The organism is Achromobacter spanius, assembly GCF_029637605.1.
GTDB classification, from domain to species: domain Bacteria; phylum Pseudomonadota; class Gammaproteobacteria; order Burkholderiales; family Burkholderiaceae_B; genus Achromobacter; species Achromobacter spanius_E.
In genome coordinates this window covers 3,212,546-3,229,858 of sequence record NZ_CP121261.1, presented here as the reverse complement: position 1 = coordinate 3,229,858, position 17,313 = coordinate 3,212,546, and the positions used below count along the sequence as shown (strand labels likewise).

Annotated in this window: 13 protein-coding genes; 4 read left to right on the top strand and 9 right to left on the bottom strand. The window is 66.0% G+C overall.

Annotated features, from left to right (window positions below):
* Positions 1-26: 26 nt before the first annotated feature.
* The 3 genes from P8T11_RS14410 to P8T11_RS14400 are packed head-to-tail and all read right to left on the bottom strand — an operon-like array spanning position 27 to position 3,972.
* Positions 27-1,571 carry a fumarate hydratase gene (locus P8T11_RS14410; RefSeq protein ID WP_268081307.1) on the bottom strand — a complete coding sequence of 515 codons (1,545 nt, stop codon included), beginning with the start codon at positions 1,569-1,571 and terminating at the stop codon, positions 27-29.
* 12 nt (positions 1,572-1,583) lie between these two features.
* Positions 1,584-2,564 (bottom strand): Bug family tripartite tricarboxylate transporter substrate binding protein, encoded by a 981-nt coding sequence (locus P8T11_RS14405; RefSeq protein WP_268081308.1) that lies wholly within the window; start codon positions 2,562-2,564, stop codon positions 1,584-1,586.
* Between the two features lie 52 nt (positions 2,565-2,616).
* Positions 2,617-3,972, bottom strand: coding sequence for a class-II fumarase/aspartase family protein (locus P8T11_RS14400; protein WP_268081309.1), 1,356 nt, complete (start codon positions 3,970-3,972; stop codon positions 2,617-2,619).
* Between the two features lie 107 nt (positions 3,973-4,079).
* Between P8T11_RS14400 and P8T11_RS14395 the strand changes: the two genes are divergently transcribed.
* A complete protein-coding gene (locus P8T11_RS14395) occupies positions 4,080-4,832 on the top strand; it encodes a GntR family transcriptional regulator (protein WP_268081310.1) in 753 nt (250 codons plus the stop codon).
* 18 nt (positions 4,833-4,850) lie between these two features.
* Here the strand turns inward: P8T11_RS14395 and P8T11_RS14390 are convergent, their stop codons facing one another.
* Positions 4,851-5,504, bottom strand: a complete 654-nt coding sequence (locus P8T11_RS14390; RefSeq protein WP_268081311.1) for a LysE family translocator — start codon at positions 5,502-5,504, stop codon at positions 4,851-4,853.
* A gap of 219 nt (positions 5,505-5,723) precedes the next feature.
* On the opposite strand from P8T11_RS14390, the gene P8T11_RS14385 reads away from it, so the two are divergent.
* Positions 5,724-6,542 (top strand): SDR family oxidoreductase, encoded by an 819-nt coding sequence (locus P8T11_RS14385; protein ID WP_268081312.1) that lies wholly within the window; start codon positions 5,724-5,726, stop codon positions 6,540-6,542.
* 3 nt (positions 6,543-6,545) lie between these two features.
* Positions 6,546-8,366, top strand: a complete 1,821-nt coding sequence (locus tag P8T11_RS14380) for a glycoside hydrolase family 15 protein (RefSeq protein WP_268081313.1) — start codon at positions 6,546-6,548, stop codon at positions 8,364-8,366.
* A 34-nt stretch (positions 8,367-8,400) separates the two neighbouring features.
* Here the strand turns inward: P8T11_RS14380 and P8T11_RS14375 are convergent, their stop codons facing one another.
* The gene (locus P8T11_RS14375; RefSeq protein ID WP_268081314.1) at positions 8,401-9,540 is read right to left on the bottom strand and encodes a GGDEF domain-containing protein; all 1,140 of its coding nucleotides are present in this window, start codon (positions 9,538-9,540) and stop codon (positions 8,401-8,403) included.
* 278 nt (positions 9,541-9,818) lie between these two features.
* On the opposite strand from P8T11_RS14375, the gene P8T11_RS14370 reads away from it, so the two are divergent.
* Positions 9,819-10,190 (top strand): response regulator, encoded by a 372-nt coding sequence (locus tag P8T11_RS14370; RefSeq protein ID WP_268081315.1) that lies wholly within the window; start codon positions 9,819-9,821, stop codon positions 10,188-10,190.
* A gap of 27 nt (positions 10,191-10,217) precedes the next feature.
* Here the strand turns inward: P8T11_RS14370 and P8T11_RS14365 are convergent, their stop codons facing one another.
* From P8T11_RS14365 to P8T11_RS14350, 4 genes are all read right to left on the bottom strand, one after another.
* Positions 10,218-11,885: an arylsulfatase gene (locus P8T11_RS14365; RefSeq protein WP_268081316.1), complete on the bottom strand. Its 1,668-nt coding sequence runs from the start codon at positions 11,883-11,885 to the stop codon at positions 10,218-10,220.
* A gap of 301 nt (positions 11,886-12,186) precedes the next feature.
* A complete protein-coding gene (locus P8T11_RS14360; RefSeq protein WP_418910304.1) occupies positions 12,187-14,409 on the bottom strand; it encodes a PIG-L family deacetylase in 2,223 nt (740 codons plus the stop codon).
* 180 nt (positions 14,410-14,589) lie between these two features.
* A complete protein-coding gene (locus P8T11_RS14355) occupies positions 14,590-15,297 on the bottom strand; it encodes a hypothetical protein (RefSeq protein WP_268081317.1) in 708 nt (235 codons plus the stop codon).
* Between the two features lie 82 nt (positions 15,298-15,379).
* Entirely contained in the window at positions 15,380-17,107 is a 1,728-nt protein-coding gene (locus tag P8T11_RS14350; protein ID WP_268081318.1) for an alpha/beta hydrolase, read from the bottom strand.
* Positions 17,108-17,313: the final 206 nt, after the last annotated feature.

Here is a 17,313-nt window from a genome sequence, read left to right as displayed (position 1 = left end):
TGGATCGGCATGCTGCCACAAAGTGTTTACCGCTGCACCCTTATGTGGATAACCGCATGCGTCGTTCGGCCCTGGGCATCCACCGCAACCGTGACCGGCATGTCGCGCACGTCGAATTCATGGATGGCCTCCATGTCCAGGTCCGCGAACGCCACCACGCGGGACGATGTGATGGACCGCGCCACAAGATAGGCGGCGCCACCGACCGCGCTCAAGTACGCGGCGCCATGCTGTTTGATGGCGTCGATGGCTACCTGGCCTCGTTCCGCTTTGCCTATCGTCACCAGCAGGCCGGTTTCAGCCAGCAGTTGCGGCATGAACTTGTCCATGCGTGTGGCGGTGGTCGGCCCTGCCGGCCCCACGGCTTCGCCGGGCACGGCATCGACCGGCCCCACGTAGTAAAGCGCGCGACCGCGCAGCGGCACCGGCAAGGGTGCGCCCTGGTTCAGCAGGTCGGCCATGCGCTTGTGGGCGGCGTCGCGTCCCGTCAACAGCTTGCCCGACAGCAACAGCGTTTCACCGGCCGCCCAGGTGGCGACTTCGGCTTGTGTGAGGGTGTCCAGGTTTACCCGTCTGCCTTCCTGCGTCGGCAGCGCGTCCGGGATGCCGTCCCAGGTTGCGGGGTCGGGCGGCGGGAAGCGCGCGGGGCCGGCAGCGGGCATGTCGAAGGACACAAAGCGCGTGGCGGCGCAGTTTGGTACCAGTGCCACCGGCAACAACGCGGCGTGCGAGGGCGCGGTGGCTACCTTCACGTCCAGCACCGTGGTGTCGCCGCCCAGGCCCTGTGCGCCGATGCCCAGCGCGTTGATCCGTTGGTAGACCTCGGTGCGTAGCTGTTCTTCGGGGGTAAGGGTGTCGGGCGGGCTGGCGTCGCGGGTGTCGGGCGTGCTGGCGTCGCGCGCCAGCAATTGCGCCATGTCGATGGGAGCAAACAAGGCGCGCTTGGCCTGGGCAACCGCCTGTTCAGGCGTGCCGCCGATGCCCAGGCCGAGCACCCCGGGCGGACACCAGCCCGCACCCATGCCCGGCAATTGCGACACGACCCAATCCGCCACGGAGTCACTGGGGTTCAGCATCGCGTAGCGCGTCTTGGCATCCCCGCCGCCGCCCTTGGCGACGACGGTCAAGCGCAGTTCCTCGCCCTCGACCAGGTCGACTTGCAGGACAGCGGGCGTGTTGTCGCGGGTGTTGCGGCGCGCGCCCAACGGGTCTTGAATCATCGACGCGCGCAAGGGGTTGGTCGCGCAGCCGTAAGCGCGGGCGACTCCCCGGTTGACGATGGTCTGCAAGCTGGGCGTGGGCCCCGTGCCGTCATGGCGGATGCGTACATCCATCCCCATGCTGACGTAAATATGCACCACGCCCGTGTCCTGGCAGACAGGCCGGCGCGCTTGCGCGCTGAGCTTGCTGTTGATCAGCAATTGCAGCAGCGCATGGCGGGCGGCCGCCTTGCTCTCGACCGCGTGCGCCGCCTTCAGGGCTTGCACGAAGTCCGCCGGATGCGTGTGGCTGATGGCCTGCAACGCGTCGGCAATGCTCGATTCAATATCCGTGGCAGCGACGACGCGCATGATGGCTCATCCCTATTGCAAGCTGATGCCGGCTTGCTTGATCACTTGCGCCCAGCGCTTGCCTTCGTCGGCGGTGAACTGCTGGAAGGCGGCTGGCGCGTACTGTTCGGCGGGCAGCAATTTGATGCCCTGTTCCACCATCTTGCCGGTAAAGGCTTTATCCGCCAGCGCCTTCTGCCAGGCCTGGTACATCGTTTGCACCACCTTGTCGGGCGTGCCCTTAGGCGCATACAAGCCGTACCACGTGGACACCTGGAAGTTCGGTATCGCTTTTTCCGCCATGGTGGGCACGTTCGGGAATTGCGGCATGCGCTCAGCGGAGGTCAGGCCCAGCGCCCGCACCTTGCCGCCCTGCGTCTGCGGTAACGCGGTATTGGTCTGATCGAACATGGCGTCCACCTGATTGCCCATCAGGTCATTGAGCGCCGGCCCCGCGCCCTTGTAAGCGATGGGGGTGACGGTGATGCCGGCCTGGCTGGTGAACATGGCCGCCACCAGGTGCGACGTAGACCCCACGCCCGCGTTGCTGAAGTTGAGCTTGCCGGGATGCTGCTTGCCGTAAGCGATCAACTCCGCCATGGATTTATAGGGCGATGATTCACCCACCAGCAACACCAGCGGCGTATCGGGAAAGCGGAATACGGCCTGGAAGTCTTTTACCGGGTCGTATTGCAAGCGGGCGTAGAGGGACGGCGCCGCCGCCATGTAGCCGATATGGCCTACCAGGAAGGTGTAGCCGTCGGGCGCGGACTTGGCGGCCTTGGCCGCGCCGATGGTGCCGCCCGCGCCGCCCACGTTCTCAACCAGGATGGTCTGTTTCAGTTCTTGCCCAACGCGGTTCGCCACGTTGCGCGCCATGGCGTCGGTAGGGCCGCCCGCCGCAAAGGGGACGATCCAGGTAATGGCCCGGGAAGGGTAGTTGTCTTGCGCTTGCGCGCCCATCGGCAAGGCGAACGCGCCCGCGACGGTCAGTGCCGCCATCCAGTTCTTCATGACTTGTCTCCGTTGTGCTGCTGTCTTTTTATGAATCAGAAAAGGCTGCCGATCAGGCCGGCCCGGTGTAGGGGTGGGCCAGCACCTGGTCCACCATCTTGGGGGCAGCCCCCAGGTAATTGGCGGGGTCGCACAGGCGTTCGATGGCGTCGTCGGCCAGGCGCTGCGTGACCCGCGCGTCTTTTTTCAGCACATCAGCCAGGCGGCCGCGCGTGGTGGCCGCGATGCGGCAGGCGTCATACACGACGTCGTGCGCGGTCTGGCGGCCGATGTGCGGCGCCAGGCCCATCATCACGGCCTCGGCCACGATAAGCCCGCCGGACAGGTCCAGATTGCTTGCCATGCGGGCCGTGTCCACCTCCAGCCCGCCCAGCATGAAGCGCGCCTGATGCAGCGCGCCCGCGGTCAGCACAAAGGCTTCCGGCACGGCGGACCACTCGATGTGCCACGGTCCCGTGGCGCGTTCAAAGTCTTGCAGCATGGCGTCCAGCGCCAGCCCGGCATGCTGGCGCACCGTCTTGGACGCGCTCCACATCAGTTCGCACGAAATCGGATTGCGCTTTTGAGGCATGGTGCTTGACGCGCCGCGACCCTTCACGAACGGCTCGAAGGCTTCGCCCAGTTCGTTCGTCATCATCAGCATGATGTCCACGGCGATCTTGCCGAGCGAACCGGCGACCAGCGCAAGAAATTGCACGGTCTCGGCCAAACCGTCGCGCGCCACGTGCCAGGTGATGGGCGTGGCGCCCAGCCCCAGTTCCCGCATCAGCGCCGCATGCACCGCCAAGCCCTGGTCGCCCAGGGAGGCCAGCGTGCCGGCCGCGCCGCCAAACTGGCCGATCAGCACGCGCGGCCGCAACTGCGCCAGGCGTTCGCGATGGCGGCGCACCATCAGCAGCCAGACGGCGGCTTTGTAGCCGAAGGTGATCGGCAGTGCGTGTTGCAAGTGGGTACGGCCGGCCATCGGCGTATCGCGATACCGCAACGCCAGCGCGTCCAGAATGCCGTCCAGCGCCGCCAGATCGTCGTCGATGATTTCCAAGGCATCGCGCACCTGGAGGACGGTGGCCGTGTCCATGATGTCTTGCGTGGTCGCGCCCCAATGCAGGTATTCGCCTTCCGGGCCGCACTGGCGCGACAACTGGTGTACCAGCGGCAGGATGGGATAGCCGACGATCTCGGTTTCGGCGCGAAGCTCGTCCATGTTCAGGGCGGCGGCATCGGCGCGCGCTTCAATGGCGTCGGCGGCGGCGACGGGGATGATGCCCAGCTTGCCCTGCACGCGGGCCAGCGCCACCTCTGTTTCCACATAGCGCCGCACCGTGGCGGCATCGTCAAACACCGCTCGCATCGCTGCGGTGCCGAACATGTTTTTGAACAAGGCGGATTCAAGGACGGAAACAGGCATAAATGTACGCTCTATAAAAGTTGTACGTACATTTAAGCAGGCGCAAAAGGGGACGTCAACGCCGGGGATTACCCGTAGATCGGGGCAGCGCCGGGGCAGCAGATAGAATGCGGGGTGTCGTCATTTCCCCCCTTGCCATGTCCATCACGCTGTACACCCGTATCTCGGAAGAATTGGCGCGACGCATCGCGGCCGAGGTATACCCCGTGGGCACGGTATTGCCCGCCGAGAACGCGCTGGCCGAAGAGTTTGAGGCCAGCCGCCATACCGTTCGCGCCGCCCTGCGCCAGTTGCAGGACTTGGGCCTGATCGCGCGTCGTCGCGGCAGCGGCACCGAGGTCATCGCTGCCCGGTCCAAATCGGGTTTCAGCCAGTCGCTGCGTTCGCTGGAAGACCTGGTGCAACTGGCCGCGCGCACGCCGCGCAGCATCCGCCAGATTCAGGAAGTGGTGGTGGATGTGGAGCTGGCCGTGCGGCTGGGGGTGGGGCCGGGCACCCGGTGGTTGAAGTTCTCATCCACGCGTGGCGCCGAAGGGCAGCCGCCGGTCGTGTGGACCGAACTGTACGTGGACGCGCACTACAAGGGCGTGCGCAAGCTGGCGCGCGAACATCCCGACCGCCTGGTGTCGGACCTGATCGAAGAACATTACGGCAGGCGCATCGCGTCCGTCGAGCAGACGATATCCGCCTGCGCGCTACCTGCCGCCGTGGCGCGTGAACTGGACGTGGCGCCGGAATCGCCAGGCCTGTTCATCCTGCGGCATTACAAAGACCAGGCCGGCCATATTGTCGAAGTGTCCTGCTCGCACCATCCGGCCGGCCGTTACGAGTTTTCGACGACGCTGATCCGCGAGAGCTAGCGTCGTCCGCTGTCTCGATTACTTCTTACCGTTGTTGCCTGCCAGCGCCGCGGTAATGCCCAGGCCAATCAGCATGGCGCCGCCCACATAACGTTCAAAGTGCAGGTAGGCACGGCTGCGGCGCAGCCAGCGGCCCGCCGCGCTGGCCGCCATGGCGTAGCAGGCATCGCTGAGCAGGCCCAGCAAGACAAACACCAGACCCAGAAATAGCACTTGCGAAGCCACGTGCCCACGGCTGACGTCCACGAACTGCGGCAGGAAGGCCAGGAAGAACAGGGCCGTCTTGGGGTTGAGCAGGTTGACGATGAAGCCGTCGCGAAACATGCGGCCATAGCGGCGCGCCTTGGGTGCCGCGTCCAGCGCGGCGGGAACGGGGCGCGTCAGGATTTTCTTCAAACCCAGCCAGATCAGGTACGCCGCGCCCGCATATTTCACGATGCTGAACGCCAGCGCGGAAGACGCCAGCAACGCCGACAAGCCCAGCGCCGCCGCCAGCACGTGCACCAGCGTGGCCGTGTGAATGCCCAGGTCCGACACCAGCCCCGCCTTGCGGCCTTGCTCGACCGATTGAGTAATGATGTAGAGCACGGCCGGGCCGGGTATGGCCAGCAAGACCAGGGCGGCACTGACGAACAGCGTCAAATCGGCGGTACTGGGTATCACGAATTCCATGGCTGGGATCTCCGGTGCGGGTGGGAGGGAAGGCTGGATTACTGTACAGCAGGCTACCTGTCTTGCCAGCCCCGGCAAGCGGGTGACGGGAACGATAATTGCTGTGCACGTTGAAATTTGCGCCGCGCCGGGACTACGCTGAGGCTTGCTCCTGAACAGCGGGGCGTCGACTGCCCGCTTAGACGCGGAAGGCTTGGGAGTACAGCATGGGAGAGCAACATGCGGCATGCAGTGGATTTGTCCGGGCGCGTGGCGATCGTCACGGGCGCGAATTCCGGCATTGGGCGAGGCATTGCCCTGGTGCTGGCGGCGGCGGGGGCGCGGGTGGTGGTCAACCACCGGCCCAATGAGGACTCCGCGCGGCGCGGGGCCGAGGTGGTGCAAGAGATTGTCAGCGCGGGCGGCCAGGCCGTCGCGGCCCCGGCCGACATCAGCAGCGAGGATGACGTCGAGCACTTGTTCCGCTTGGCGTCGGACCACTTTCAGACGGTGGACATCCTGGTCAACAACGCGGGCATTGAGCAGCCCGCCGCCATCCAGGACATGACGCTGGCGCAGTGGCAGAAGGTCATCGACACCAACCTGACCGGCCAGTTCCTGTGCGCGCGCGCGGCGGCCCGGATGTTCTTGAGCCGTTCGACACCGCCACCGGCAGGCGAAGCCGCCGGAAAAATCATCTTCATCAGCTCGGTCCATGAAGTCATACCGTGGGCGTTCCAGGCGAACTACGCGGCGTCCAAGGGCGGTGTGTCCCTGCTGATGCAGTCGCTGGCGCAAGAGCTGGCGCCGATGAAGATCCGCGTCAACTCCGTGGCGCCGGGCGCCATCCGCACGCCCATCAACGCGCCGGCATGGAACACGCCCGACAGCATGAAGGAATTGCTCAAGCTGATTCCGTACGGGCGCATCGGCGAACCCGAGGACGTGGCGCGCGCGGTGGCGTGGCTGGCCAGCGATGATTCCGATTACGTCACCGGGACCACGCTGTTCGTCGATGGCGGCATGACGCTGTACCCCGAATTTCGTGGGGCGGGCTGAGCCATGTCCAAACGCATAGAAGACTATGGCTTGATCGGCAATATGTTGTCGGCCGCGCTGGTGGCGCGCGACGGCTCGATAGATTGGCTATGCCTGCCACATTTTGATTCCCCCGCCTGCTTTGCCGCCTTGCTGGGCAACGACGGCCATGGCCGCTGGTTGCTGACGCCAGCGGGCGCGGGCCACACCACCACGCGCCGCTACCTACCCGATACCGCCGTGCTGGAAACCCGCCATGAAACGCCTGGCGGGGTGGTACGCGTCTACGACTTCATGCCGCTCAGCGACGACGAAGAGCGGGTGGACGTGGTGCGCATCGTGCAGGGCGAGTCGGGCCAGGTGGACATGCACATGGAGCTGACCCTGCGCTTCAACTACGGGCAGGCGGTGCCCTGGGTGCGGCGCCGCGATTACGGCTTGAGCGCCATCGCGGGGCCCGATGCCGTCGAGCTGCATACGGCCGTGCCGCTGGAAGGGCGTGACATGAAAAGCCTGTCGACCTTCACGGTGCGCCAAGGCGAAACCGTGCCGTTCACCTTGTCTTATCACCGCTCGCACAAGACACCGCATTTTGTGCCGGACCGCATGGAAAGCATGGACCGCACCATTGCGTGGTGGCATGAATGGGCCAAGCGCTGCCATTGGGAAAACGGACCGGGCCAACGGCGCGATGCGGTCGTCAGATCGCTGATCACGCTGAAGCTGCTGACGTTTCAACCCACGGGCGGCATTGTGGCGGCACCGACCACGTCGCTGCCCGAGCAATTGGGCGGCAGCCGCAACTGGGATTACCGACATTGCTGGCTGCGTGATTCCGCGCTGACCCTGTACGCGCTGCTTAACGCCGGCTACCGCGAAGAGGCCGAGGCATGGCGGCAATGGCTGCTGCGCGCGGCGGCCGGGCACCCCAACCAATTGCAGATCATGTACGGCATCGCGGGGGAGCGCTGGTTGCCGGAACACGAAATTCCCTGGCTGCCGGGCTACGAGGACAGCGCGCCGGTACGCCTGGGCAACGCCGCGGCGGGGCAAATGCAGTTGGACGTTTATGGCGAACTGATCGAGACGCTGCACGCGGCTCGGGTGGCGGAACTGGCGCCGCTGGCCGAAGCGTGGCGCATGCAGAAGGTGCTGCTGACGCCGTTGGAAGAACTATGGCGCCAGCCCGATCATGGCATCTGGGAAATGCGGGGGCCGACCCGCGCGTTCACGCATTCCCGGCTGATGTGCTGGGTGGCGGTGGATCGAACCGTGAAGTCCTGCGAGCGCTTCGGGCTGGAAGGGCCGGTGGACCGCTGGCGCGCGCTGGCCGACGAGATCCGCCACGACATCTGCACCCACGGCTACGACGCAGAACGCAATACCTTTGTGCAGTACTACGGCGGCACCGCGCTGGACGCCAGCCTGCTGCTGATTCCGCAAGTGGGGTTCTTGCCGGCGGACGATCCGCGCGTGACGGGCACCGTGCAGGCCATTGAACGTGACTTGCTGCGCGACGGTTTGTTGCTGCGTTATTCCACGCAGCATAGTGACGACGGGCTGCCGGGCGATGAAGGCGCGTTTCTGGCGTGCAGCTTCTGGCTGGCCGACGCCTACATCATGCAGGGCAGGCTGGACGACGCGCATCGGCTGTTCGACCATCTGCTGTCGTTGCGCAACGACCTGGGGCTGCTGGCCGAAGAGTACGACGTGGCGCGCAAACGGCTGGTGGGCAATTTCCCGCAGGGGTTTTCACATATAGGCCTGGTCAATACCGCTTACAACCTGAGCGCGGCGGGTGGGACGGCGCACCAGCGTTCGTTCCGCGATGCGCCGCAGAGCTAGGCGCGGGCCGCCATCCGCACTTGGGGGCAGCGTCTCAAGCCGCGACCTGGTTGCGGCCCGCTCGCTTGGCGGCATAGAGGTTTTCATCGGCGCGGCGAAACAAGGATTCCCAGTTGTCTGCGCCGATGGCGGCGGCCACGCCCAGGCTCATGGTGACCGGCGTGGCCAGGTCCGGGGCGCGCACCGTGTCGGCCACGGCGGCGCGCAATCGTTCTGCGCAACGCAAGGCTTCCTGGAAGTCCGTGGCGGGCAGGTAGACGGCGAACTCTTCGCCGCCTATCCGGCCAAGCAGGTCTCGCTTGCGCACGGACAGCCCCAGTACGCGCGCCACGTCCTTGAGCACCGCGTCGCCGCCGTCATGGCCGTACCCATCGTTGATGCGCTTGAAATGGTCGACGTCGCAGACGATCAGCGCGGCGGGGTCTGTACCGCCCGGCAGGAACGGGCGCATGCGCGCTTCGAAGCCCCGGCGGTTAAGCAAGCCGGTCAACCAGTCTTTTTCGCCTTCATGCCGCACCTCTTCGATGGTGTCGGCGGCAATCGCCAACAGCAGCGTAATGGCCAGCCCCACGCTGAACACGGCAAGCGATAACTGCAACCACTGCCAGAACGGGGAATCGGCAAAGGCAAGCGGCCCGCTGGGTGCGTGCGCGCCAATGCTCAACAAGGTGCGCGGCAGAAAATGCAGCCCAAACGCCAGCAGGACGATAAACAGCGCGGTGTCGATCCGCCTGCCGGTGGCCGCCGTCCGCATGCGCAAGGCGGCCATGCACAGCAAGCCGCCAAAGCCGATGTTGAGCACATAGACGCGCACCAGCAAGTTGCGGTCCACGTAGAAAAAGTACCAAAGCGCCACCATGATGGCGGCGCAGAACAAGGCATAGGCACGCCACGGCAACCCCCGGCCCACCCGATTCAAGATGCCTTGCGTGGCCGCGCACACCGCCACCGTGTACAGCATGCCGGACACCAGCGCGTTGGCGCCCGAGTCGCGCGGCACATACAGAATCTGCGACACCGCGCCCGCGGCAAACAGCGCGCAGCCCGCGGCCAGATGCAAAAGATAGGTGCGGCGACGGTAGACGCACCAAATGCCAATAAATGTAATGCCGAAGATCAGCACCAGCGTCGGGGCGATCAACGACAGGGTGACTCGAACCTGCGATCCAACCATAGATGTGTCCTGATGAGCCGGCACGGGGCTTCAGCGCGCCGGCTGGGTCGTTTCGTCCCGATACAATTCCTTCAAACATGAACGACGCGCATGCCCTAGGATTCCGCCTTATACCGCCGCCGTCCTGCTCTTTCCGCGTACGCTTGAAAGCGCCGGAAATCCATGAAGCAACGCAGGCTTTTCCCGCCCCTTGCCGTTCTGCCCCCCCTGCAAAGGTGCTGGCGGCCAGGCCCGGGCGACCAAACATACCAACGCCGCGCCACGTGGCATTGAACACCATGACGAAAATTCTTGTTGTCGACGATCAGCCCGTGCTGATCGAGATGTTGAGCGAATTCCTGGGCGAAGAGGGCTACGAGGTCACGACGCACACCGACGGCCTGACCGCGTTGCAGCAGATGCTGGCCGTACGCCCGGACCTGGTGATCACCGATTTTTCCATGCCGGGCATGCACGGTGGCGCGCTCTTGACCGCCATGCGCGAAAACGCCTACCTGAGCGAAACGCCCGTGCTGGTGCTCAGCGGCCGGCCTGAGCACGAGGTGTGCGCGGCTTGCGAAGGCCATGCGGCCTACCTGCGCAAGCCGGCTGAACCGGCCGAGGTGCTGCAAGTGGTGCGCCGCCTGGCGCCCGCGCCGCACGTGGCGTAACGCGGGCGCCGTTGCGCGGCGTGCCGGTCAGTTGCCCGTTGGCATCGGCAAGGTGAAGCCGTCGCGCGCCAGGCTCTCGCGGATGTACTGGAAGCGCTCGTACTGCGACAGTGTGATCGGCCCGCTGTAGACCTCGCTTTGCGCCTTGCGTGGCGGGTACTTCACATAGGTCTTCATGAGTTCCGCGGCGGCCGCGTTCATCGTGGGCAGCGTCCACGTTCTTTCGGTGACGTTGCTCATGAAGATGTCGTAGCGTTCCTGCGGGTCGGCCCACAGGTCGAACACCTGCGGCACGGCGGCCACGTAGGACTCCGGCCCCTTCCAGCCTAGATTGGTATCCACCGCCAGGCCGCCCGTTTTCACGCCGTTGTCACCCCGAAGATTGAATACGGCCTTGTAGTTGTTCACGCGGATGGCGCCCGGCGACAGTTCGTTCTCGGTGAAATAGAACCACGACTTGCGCGCTGACTTGCCCGTGCCGAACAGCACCGGCGACATGTCGTAGCTGTCGAACACGATGGGCTTGTCGGCCCGGTCGTTCACGGGCAGCTTGATGCCGGCCATGGCCGCGAAGGTGGCCATCAGGTCCAGCCCGCCCACAATGCTGTGGTCTTTGGAGCCCGGCTCGATCTTGCCGGGCATCCACGCGATGGCCGGTACGCGGTTGCCGCCTTCGCGCACGGTGCCCTTGGTGCCGCGAAACGGGGTGTAGCCCGCGTCGGGGTATACGTCCTGCCAGGCGCCGTTGTCGGTGGTGTAGAAGACCAGCGTGTTCTTGTCCAGGCCCAACGCCCGCACTTTGTCCATGATGCGCCCGATGCGCGCATCCAGTTCCACGACCGAGTCGGCATACTTGCTTTTCGACAGCGACTTGCCGATGTAGTCGGGGTCCGGCATGTTGGGTTGGTGGACCTTCATGAAGTTGATGTTCATGAAGAAGGGCTGTTCGGACTTGGCGTTGCGATCCAGGTAGTCCAGCGAGGCCTTTTCCACATAGCGGTCGAAGAACGGAATGCCGACCACGCCTTCCTTGCCGTTCATGACGGGCGTATCGACATACTGTCCGTTGACCTTGAATTCTTCGCGGGGTTTTTCGCCGGCGTTGCCCGACAACGCGCCGCGCGTGACCTTCTGGAACATCGCGCGCAGCTCGGGATCCATGTCCGGGAACCAGGTCGGATCCGCGTAGGTGTAGGCATTGAGGTGATACAGGCCCGCGTACTTCATTTCGTCATAGCCCTGGGCGTTGGGCAGCGAATAGTCCGCTTCGCCCAAGTGCCATTTGCCGGTGAAGAAGGTCTTGTAGCCACCGGTTTTCAGCACCGAGGCCAGTGTCCATTCCTCTGCCGGCAGGCCGCCGCCCTGACCCTGGAACGCCACGGTCGTCATACCGCTGCGGTTGGGAATGCGGCCGGTCTGCATGGCGGCGCGCCCCGGCGTGCAACTGGGTTGCGCGTAAAACGAAAAGAAGGTCATGCCTTCGTTGGCCAACCGGTCGATGTTGGGCGTGGGCATGCCACGGCCCGCGCCGCCGCCATAGGGACCCAGGTCGCCGTAGCCGGTGTCGTCCGACACGATAAGAATGATGTTGGGTTTGCGGGCTTCTTGCGCCGCGACGGGGGCGGTGCTTAGCGCTGCCGCCGCCGCCACGAGCAACGTGGCCAGGCTGGATGAGAGAGCTTGCTGTGTCGCCATGTTCAACACTCCGAGATAGATCGTTGAATCAACCGCTGGGTGTTGTGGTGTTGCGTAACCCGGCGGATTAGATAGGCCTACATGAAGCAGATCAACGACAGCAGCAGAAGGTGTGTGTCATTGAGCTGTTGATATTTCACGGTCTATCGACGGATGTCAATGGCATCGCGGATGGCATGGCGCTTGCTGACGCGAGCCGCGCGCCAGCCGCTGGTACATGTGACGAATGCATGACCAGGGCGCGGTTGGCCTGACGTGGGTGCCTGATTAGGGCGCCGACTATTGGTTGGCTGCTGCGTGGCTAGTGCGTGGCCGTCGCGGTGCGGGTGGTAGCGCCCGGCGTGGTGGCGTCCTGCTTGGTATTGCTGGCCGCCATGCCCGCCGACGTATCGCCGCCCGCCGTCGGCGTGGCGGGTCGTGATGCCTGGGTCGGCATGCGTTCCACCGTCAGCGTGCCGGTGTCGCTGCCCGAGGGGCGGACCACGACGGTTTGGTTCGCGGCATTCGCGCCCAGGTTGGGCAGGTCGGCTGGGCGTGCCGCCATCGTGGCGAAGGGGCCGCCGCCGCTGCCCGGCACGCCGTCCAGCGTCAGGCGTTCCGCCCATGCTCCGTTCCTGCGTGACAGCACTTGATAGCGTTGCGGGCCGCCCGCGCTGCGGGCCACGATGTAGACGACGCCGTCGATGATGTTGAGCGCGGGCGGCGAGGCGGCGTCGGCGTCCAGCTTGATGGGAATGCCGCGTTCGACCAGCCAGAGCGGGCCGCCCGAGCGTTCCAGTAGCGCCAGCATCACGTTGCCGCGCGCGTCGGCCTGAATGGCGGGGCGGCCGATGAAGGGCAGGCCCAGGTCGGTGGGTGCGCTCCAGTCCATGTCCAGATCGGTGGTGTCGCCCGTTTCCACAAGCTTGGTCAGATGGTTGCCGCCACGCTCGCGGAAATAGAGTTCGACGCGGTCTTCCTGGTTGCGGATGGCGGCCAGGCCGCCCGCCGCGACCGGCGCGGTGACGGGCCGCCAGGGCTGCCAGGCGGGTTGCTTGCCGGTCTCGGCCGGCAGTTGGCGGGTGTAGAAAAGCTTGCCCTGGGCGGTGTTGGCGAAGACCACGTAGCGGCCATCGGCTCCCCGCGCGGCGGCCGGCGCGCCGGTGGCGCCGTCCAGCGCCGGCAGGGCTTGCCAGGTGCCCCAACTGCCGTCGATGCCGGACGGGGCAATCCAGTGCAGCAGGCCGTCATAGCCCAGCGCCACGGCGGCCGCTTCGCCGCGCGGCGCCACGGCCGGAATCTGCGTCACGCGCAGGCCGCCCAGCGCTTGCCAGCCCTGCCAGGTGCCGTCGTGACGTTGCTTGTTGGCCCACACGCCGCCCAGCGGATCGCGCGCCATCAGGCCGGCCGTGCCGTCGGCATGGGCGAACGAGACCACAGGCCCGGTGGTGCGCCCGCCCAGGCTTTGCCAGCGGCGCTGGCCGGAGTCCCAGCGGTTGACGGCGGCATTGGTTTCACCCGCTGCAAACACCACCAGCCCGCCGCGCCCATCCGGGTACAACTGCGGCGCGATGTCCTGGCGCGACACGTAATAGGCGCGTTGCACCCAGGCGGCGGCCGGGCCGGCCGGCTCCTTGCAGCCGCTGGGGCCGGCGCAATAGTGGTAGTCGTTCCAGGCGTAGTGCTGGAAGATCACCGACTTGCTGGCGATTTCGGAATCGGTCAGGTTGGTGGCGCGTTCCTGGCTGGGGTAGTCGATATAGCCGGTTTCAGCATAGTTGCCGGGCACGCGCAGCATGGCTTCACGCGCCAGCCTTGCGCTGGCGATGTGGTCCGGGTGCCCATGGCCCGCGCAGCGCCAGCACAACTGGGTGTAGGGCACGACGATGGTGTCGTCCAGGTGGCGCACGGTGGTCGGCGCATATTGGCGGATCAGCTCGGCCAGGGTGTCGACCAACTGCTCGCGCGTGTAGGTTTCGGCATAGGGGCCCAGCGTATCGACGTTCTGGCCGGGCTCGGATTCCGTGCGGCTCAGCGGCGTCAGGCTGCCCCAGCCCTTGCCCAGCCACGGGTCCTTCAGGCGCATGTGCCACAACTGCACGCGCGGATTGTCCTGCAAGGTGAAGCGCGCAATCTGGCGGCCGGCGGCAATGCCCGAGTCCGCTTTCCAGACGTCGGGCTTGTGCGCCATGTAGGCGTAGGCCGCGCGCACGCCGCGTTCCCGGCCCAGCATGTAGGGCTCGCCTTCGCCGGCGTCGCTGGCGGTCAGGTAGATGACGCGCACGCAGCCACCCGCCTCGACGTTGGAGGCGATGTCCGGGTTCATGAACAGCAGGTCGTCATCCAGGTGGGCGACAAAAGCCAGGTCCTTGATGCCGTTGCATTGCGCCAGTGTGGGCGGGGCGGCCTGTGCCAGAGCAGGCATCAAGGCCAGGGCCAGGGCGGCAAGGAGAGCGGCGGCGGGGGCGGTGGCGGCAATGCGGGGGAAGGCAGTGCGGCAAAACGCCCGGCATAGCGGGCGCAGCATGTCCATCAGGGCGGGCATAAAAAGGCGCAGCGAGGGCGCTGCGCGGCAAGTAACTTAGGGTTGGAAAAGCCGGGCGGAAACTCCGGGTGGGGAAAAGTATAGCGGCGGCGGCTGACACGCAGCCCACGGCGGCGGCATCACCATGAAATGGAAACAGGGGACGTTGCCGGCACGCACATGCGTCACTGAATACTACCCTCACCCCCGCCACTGCCCGCATGCCGGATCCAGCTCGGCGCGCGCGCCATTCACCCAGACCTGTTCGTCCTCGCAGCGCGCGGCGGCCTGCGGGGCGACGTCGAAGGTGATACCCAGCGTTTGTGCCACGGCGGGGGTGTTGATGGGAAGTTCCCAGCTTAGGAACAATTGCGACAAGTCCTGGCCCGCCGGAAAGTCGGCTTCGTCAAAACGGCTCCCATCGCGTGGGACGACGGCGTGGGGCTGGCAGGTGTCGAACACCAGCGCCGTGCCGCGCGCAAGCGGGATGCGATGGCCGGTGCCGGGGAAGTGCACGTCCAGCCCCTTGTCTTCGCTCAGGAACAGATTGCAGAAGGCCGCGCCGCCATATTGCCCGCCGTCATGGTGGTAGCGCGCACCCCGGCAGGCCATCAAGGCCATGTCGCTGTGCGCCAGCACGTCTTGCCAGCCCAGCGCGCGCGTCCAGTCCTGCATGGCCTGGACGCAGCGGGCGGTCTCGGGCCAGCGCGCCTGGGTGCGGGCCAAGGGCATCTGCTCGACGTCGCCCGCGTCCAGCATCAGGCGGGTCGTGATCTCGCGTTGCCAATCGGCTACGAGCCGTGGCGGTGGAACAGGGATATCCAGGGTGGCGGTCAGCACGCGCGTGCTGACGCTGCGGCTGCGCAGCGCGGTGCCGCTGCGGAAGAATGAAATTAGCGCGTCTTGCATGGTGCGTTGCGGTGGGGCGGCATAGAGGGCGGGTGATGAGAAGGGGCGATCACAACGAGCGACGACAACAGGTGCACTGGCCTTATCCCCCGCGATTTTCGTATGCCGCTTGGCCGCCGTCGCTGTCATCCATGGCAGCTTGGGCGCGCGCGATCAGATGGCGCTTCAGGCTGGCCAGTGCGTCCGGGGTCCAGTCCGACGCGCCCGTCACGGCCAGCCAGGCGTCCACGTAGTGCTGCGGCGCGTAGACGTGGCCAAAGCCGATGGGCGTCTCGGTGCTGACGGACATGTCCAGCGCCAGTTGCAGCATGGTCACCACCGGCACCCAGCGCAGTTCGGGTGACACGTCGGGGCCGTAGGGCGGATACATCCAGGCGGGGCGGCGGTACAGGTCGCGGAAGTCGAAGAAGGTGATGGCGTCGCTGGCGTATTGCAGGAAGACGATGCGCATCGGTCCCCAAGGCGTGTCGGCCGGTACGGGCGAGCCGTGCTGGTTCATGAAGCGCACGAACGCGCCGTCGCGAAATTCCGGCAGCCAGGCGGGCGACCCGGGGTTGCGGGCGTCGGTAATGGTGCGCCACACGCGGCTTTCAAACGGCGGGCCGCTCCAGAGCGCGCCCTGGATCGGGTCGCCGATCATTTCAAAGAGCTCGGCCGACCGCGCGGAGTTCATGGCGCCCAGGCTCAATCCATGCAGGTACAGCTTGGGTCGGCTGGCCTTGGGCAACGTCGTCCAGTAGCCGTAGACCTCGGCGAATAGCGCGCGCGCCGCCTCGGAGCCGTATTCGGGCTGGGCCAATAGCGACAGCGGGCTGGACAGGTAGGAATACTGCAAGGCCACGCTGGCCACGTCGCCATGCAGCAGGTATTCCAGCGAGTCCATCGCGGCGGGGTCGATCCAGCCCGTGCCGGTGGGCGTCACCACCACCAGCGTGGACCGCTTGAACGCGCCCACCCGTTTCATTTCCGCCAACGCCAGCTTGGCGCGGGCGGCGGGCGAGTCCGCGCCCGGCAGGCCCACGTACACGCGAATCGGCTCCAGGGCGTCACGCCCCGTGATCGCGCGGATCTCGTCGGCGCTGGGACCCGAGGCAATGAATTCCCGGCCGGCCCGGCCCAGTTGCTGCCAACTGATCAGGGACTCGGGGCCGCCCGTTTTGCCCGGGGCGTTGGGCTGCGGACGATCGGGTTCCAGCAGCGCGTCAAACTCACGAAACGAGGCGTCCAGTACGTGCAGCGCCGCGCGAAACAGCACGTTATTGGCCAGCGACCAGAAGATCACGATGGCAATGACCGCGCCCGCCACGTTGGCCACGCGCCGGGGCACCACGCGGCGCACCTGCGCGGCCAGCGCGCGCGTCACCAGCTTGAACAGCCGGCCCAGCCCCAGCAGCACGGCAAAGGTCAGCAAGGCGATCGCGCTGACCTTGAAGGGATGCGCGCTGGTTACGGGGGCCATGTCCATCAGCGCGCGGATGGTGTTCTGCCAATGGGCCGCGCGCCACAGGAACAGCACCAGCACGGCCAGGCAAGCCAGCGTGATCGTCGCGTTGACGATGCGCGCCGCACGGCCCCGGGGTTCGGGCAGTTCCAGATACGCCCACAGCCAATGCCACAACACGCCCAGCCCGTAACCCGCCGCAAGACAGGCGCCCGCCAGCACGCCCTGGGTCAGGTGGGTGCGGGGAACCAGCGTGGGGGTGAGCGAGGCCGCAAAGAACAGGGTGCCCAGCAGCAAGCCCATGCCAGACAGCGATTCCAGGTGTGACTGGAAAAATGCCGACAGGCGGCGGTGGGGGCCTTGTGGCATGGCGAGTCTCCGGGCGAGGGGGCGGCCTTTATTATGCAAGCGAAAAGCCTGGCGGCAGGGCGAATGGTGGGCATGGGCCAGGAAATTTGTTTGCATCAGACGGACGACGCCGCATGGCCCCTATGCTGAACCGGTCCAAAACTAATACAGTATTCAGCGGAACCGGGGCGGCATCGCCACGAAGACTCAAGACATTCAAAACGAAA

What these genes read in the sequence shown, in the direction of transcription:
- P8T11_RS14410 (WP_268081307.1), bottom strand. Translation starts at nt 1,571, where the DNA reads ATGCGCGTCGTCGCTGCCACGGATATTGAATCGAGCATTGCCGACGCG.
- P8T11_RS14405 (WP_268081308.1), bottom strand. Translation starts at nt 2,564, where the DNA reads ATGAAGAACTGGATGGCGGCACTGACCGTCGCGGGCGCGTTCGCCTTG.
- P8T11_RS14400 (WP_268081309.1), bottom strand. Translation starts at nt 3,972, where the DNA reads ATGCCTGTTTCCGTCCTTGAATCCGCCTTGTTCAAAAACATGTTCGGC.
- P8T11_RS14395 (WP_268081310.1), top strand. Translation starts at nt 4,080, where the DNA reads ATGCGGGGTGTCGTCATTTCCCCCCTTGCCATGTCCATCACGCTGTAC.
- P8T11_RS14390 (WP_268081311.1), bottom strand. Translation starts at nt 5,504, where the DNA reads ATGGAATTCGTGATACCCAGTACCGCCGATTTGACGCTGTTCGTCAGT.
- P8T11_RS14385 (WP_268081312.1), top strand. Translation starts at nt 5,724, where the DNA reads ATGCGGCATGCAGTGGATTTGTCCGGGCGCGTGGCGATCGTCACGGGC.
- P8T11_RS14380 (WP_268081313.1), top strand. Translation starts at nt 6,546, where the DNA reads ATGTCCAAACGCATAGAAGACTATGGCTTGATCGGCAATATGTTGTCG.
- P8T11_RS14375 (WP_268081314.1), bottom strand. Translation starts at nt 9,540, where the DNA reads ATGGTTGGATCGCAGGTTCGAGTCACCCTGTCGTTGATCGCCCCGACG.
- P8T11_RS14370 (WP_268081315.1), top strand. Translation starts at nt 9,819, where the DNA reads ATGACGAAAATTCTTGTTGTCGACGATCAGCCCGTGCTGATCGAGATG.
- P8T11_RS14365 (WP_268081316.1), bottom strand. Translation starts at nt 11,885, where the DNA reads ATGGCGACACAGCAAGCTCTCTCATCCAGCCTGGCCACGTTGCTCGTG.
- P8T11_RS14360 (WP_418910304.1), bottom strand. Translation starts at nt 14,409, where the DNA reads ATGCCCGCCCTGATGGACATGCTGCGCCCGCTATGCCGGGCGTTTTGC.
- P8T11_RS14355 (WP_268081317.1), bottom strand. Translation starts at nt 15,297, where the DNA reads ATGCAAGACGCGCTAATTTCATTCTTCCGCAGCGGCACCGCGCTGCGC.
- P8T11_RS14350 (WP_268081318.1), bottom strand. Translation starts at nt 17,107, where the DNA reads ATGCCACAAGGCCCCCACCGCCGCCTGTCGGCATTTTTCCAGTCACAC.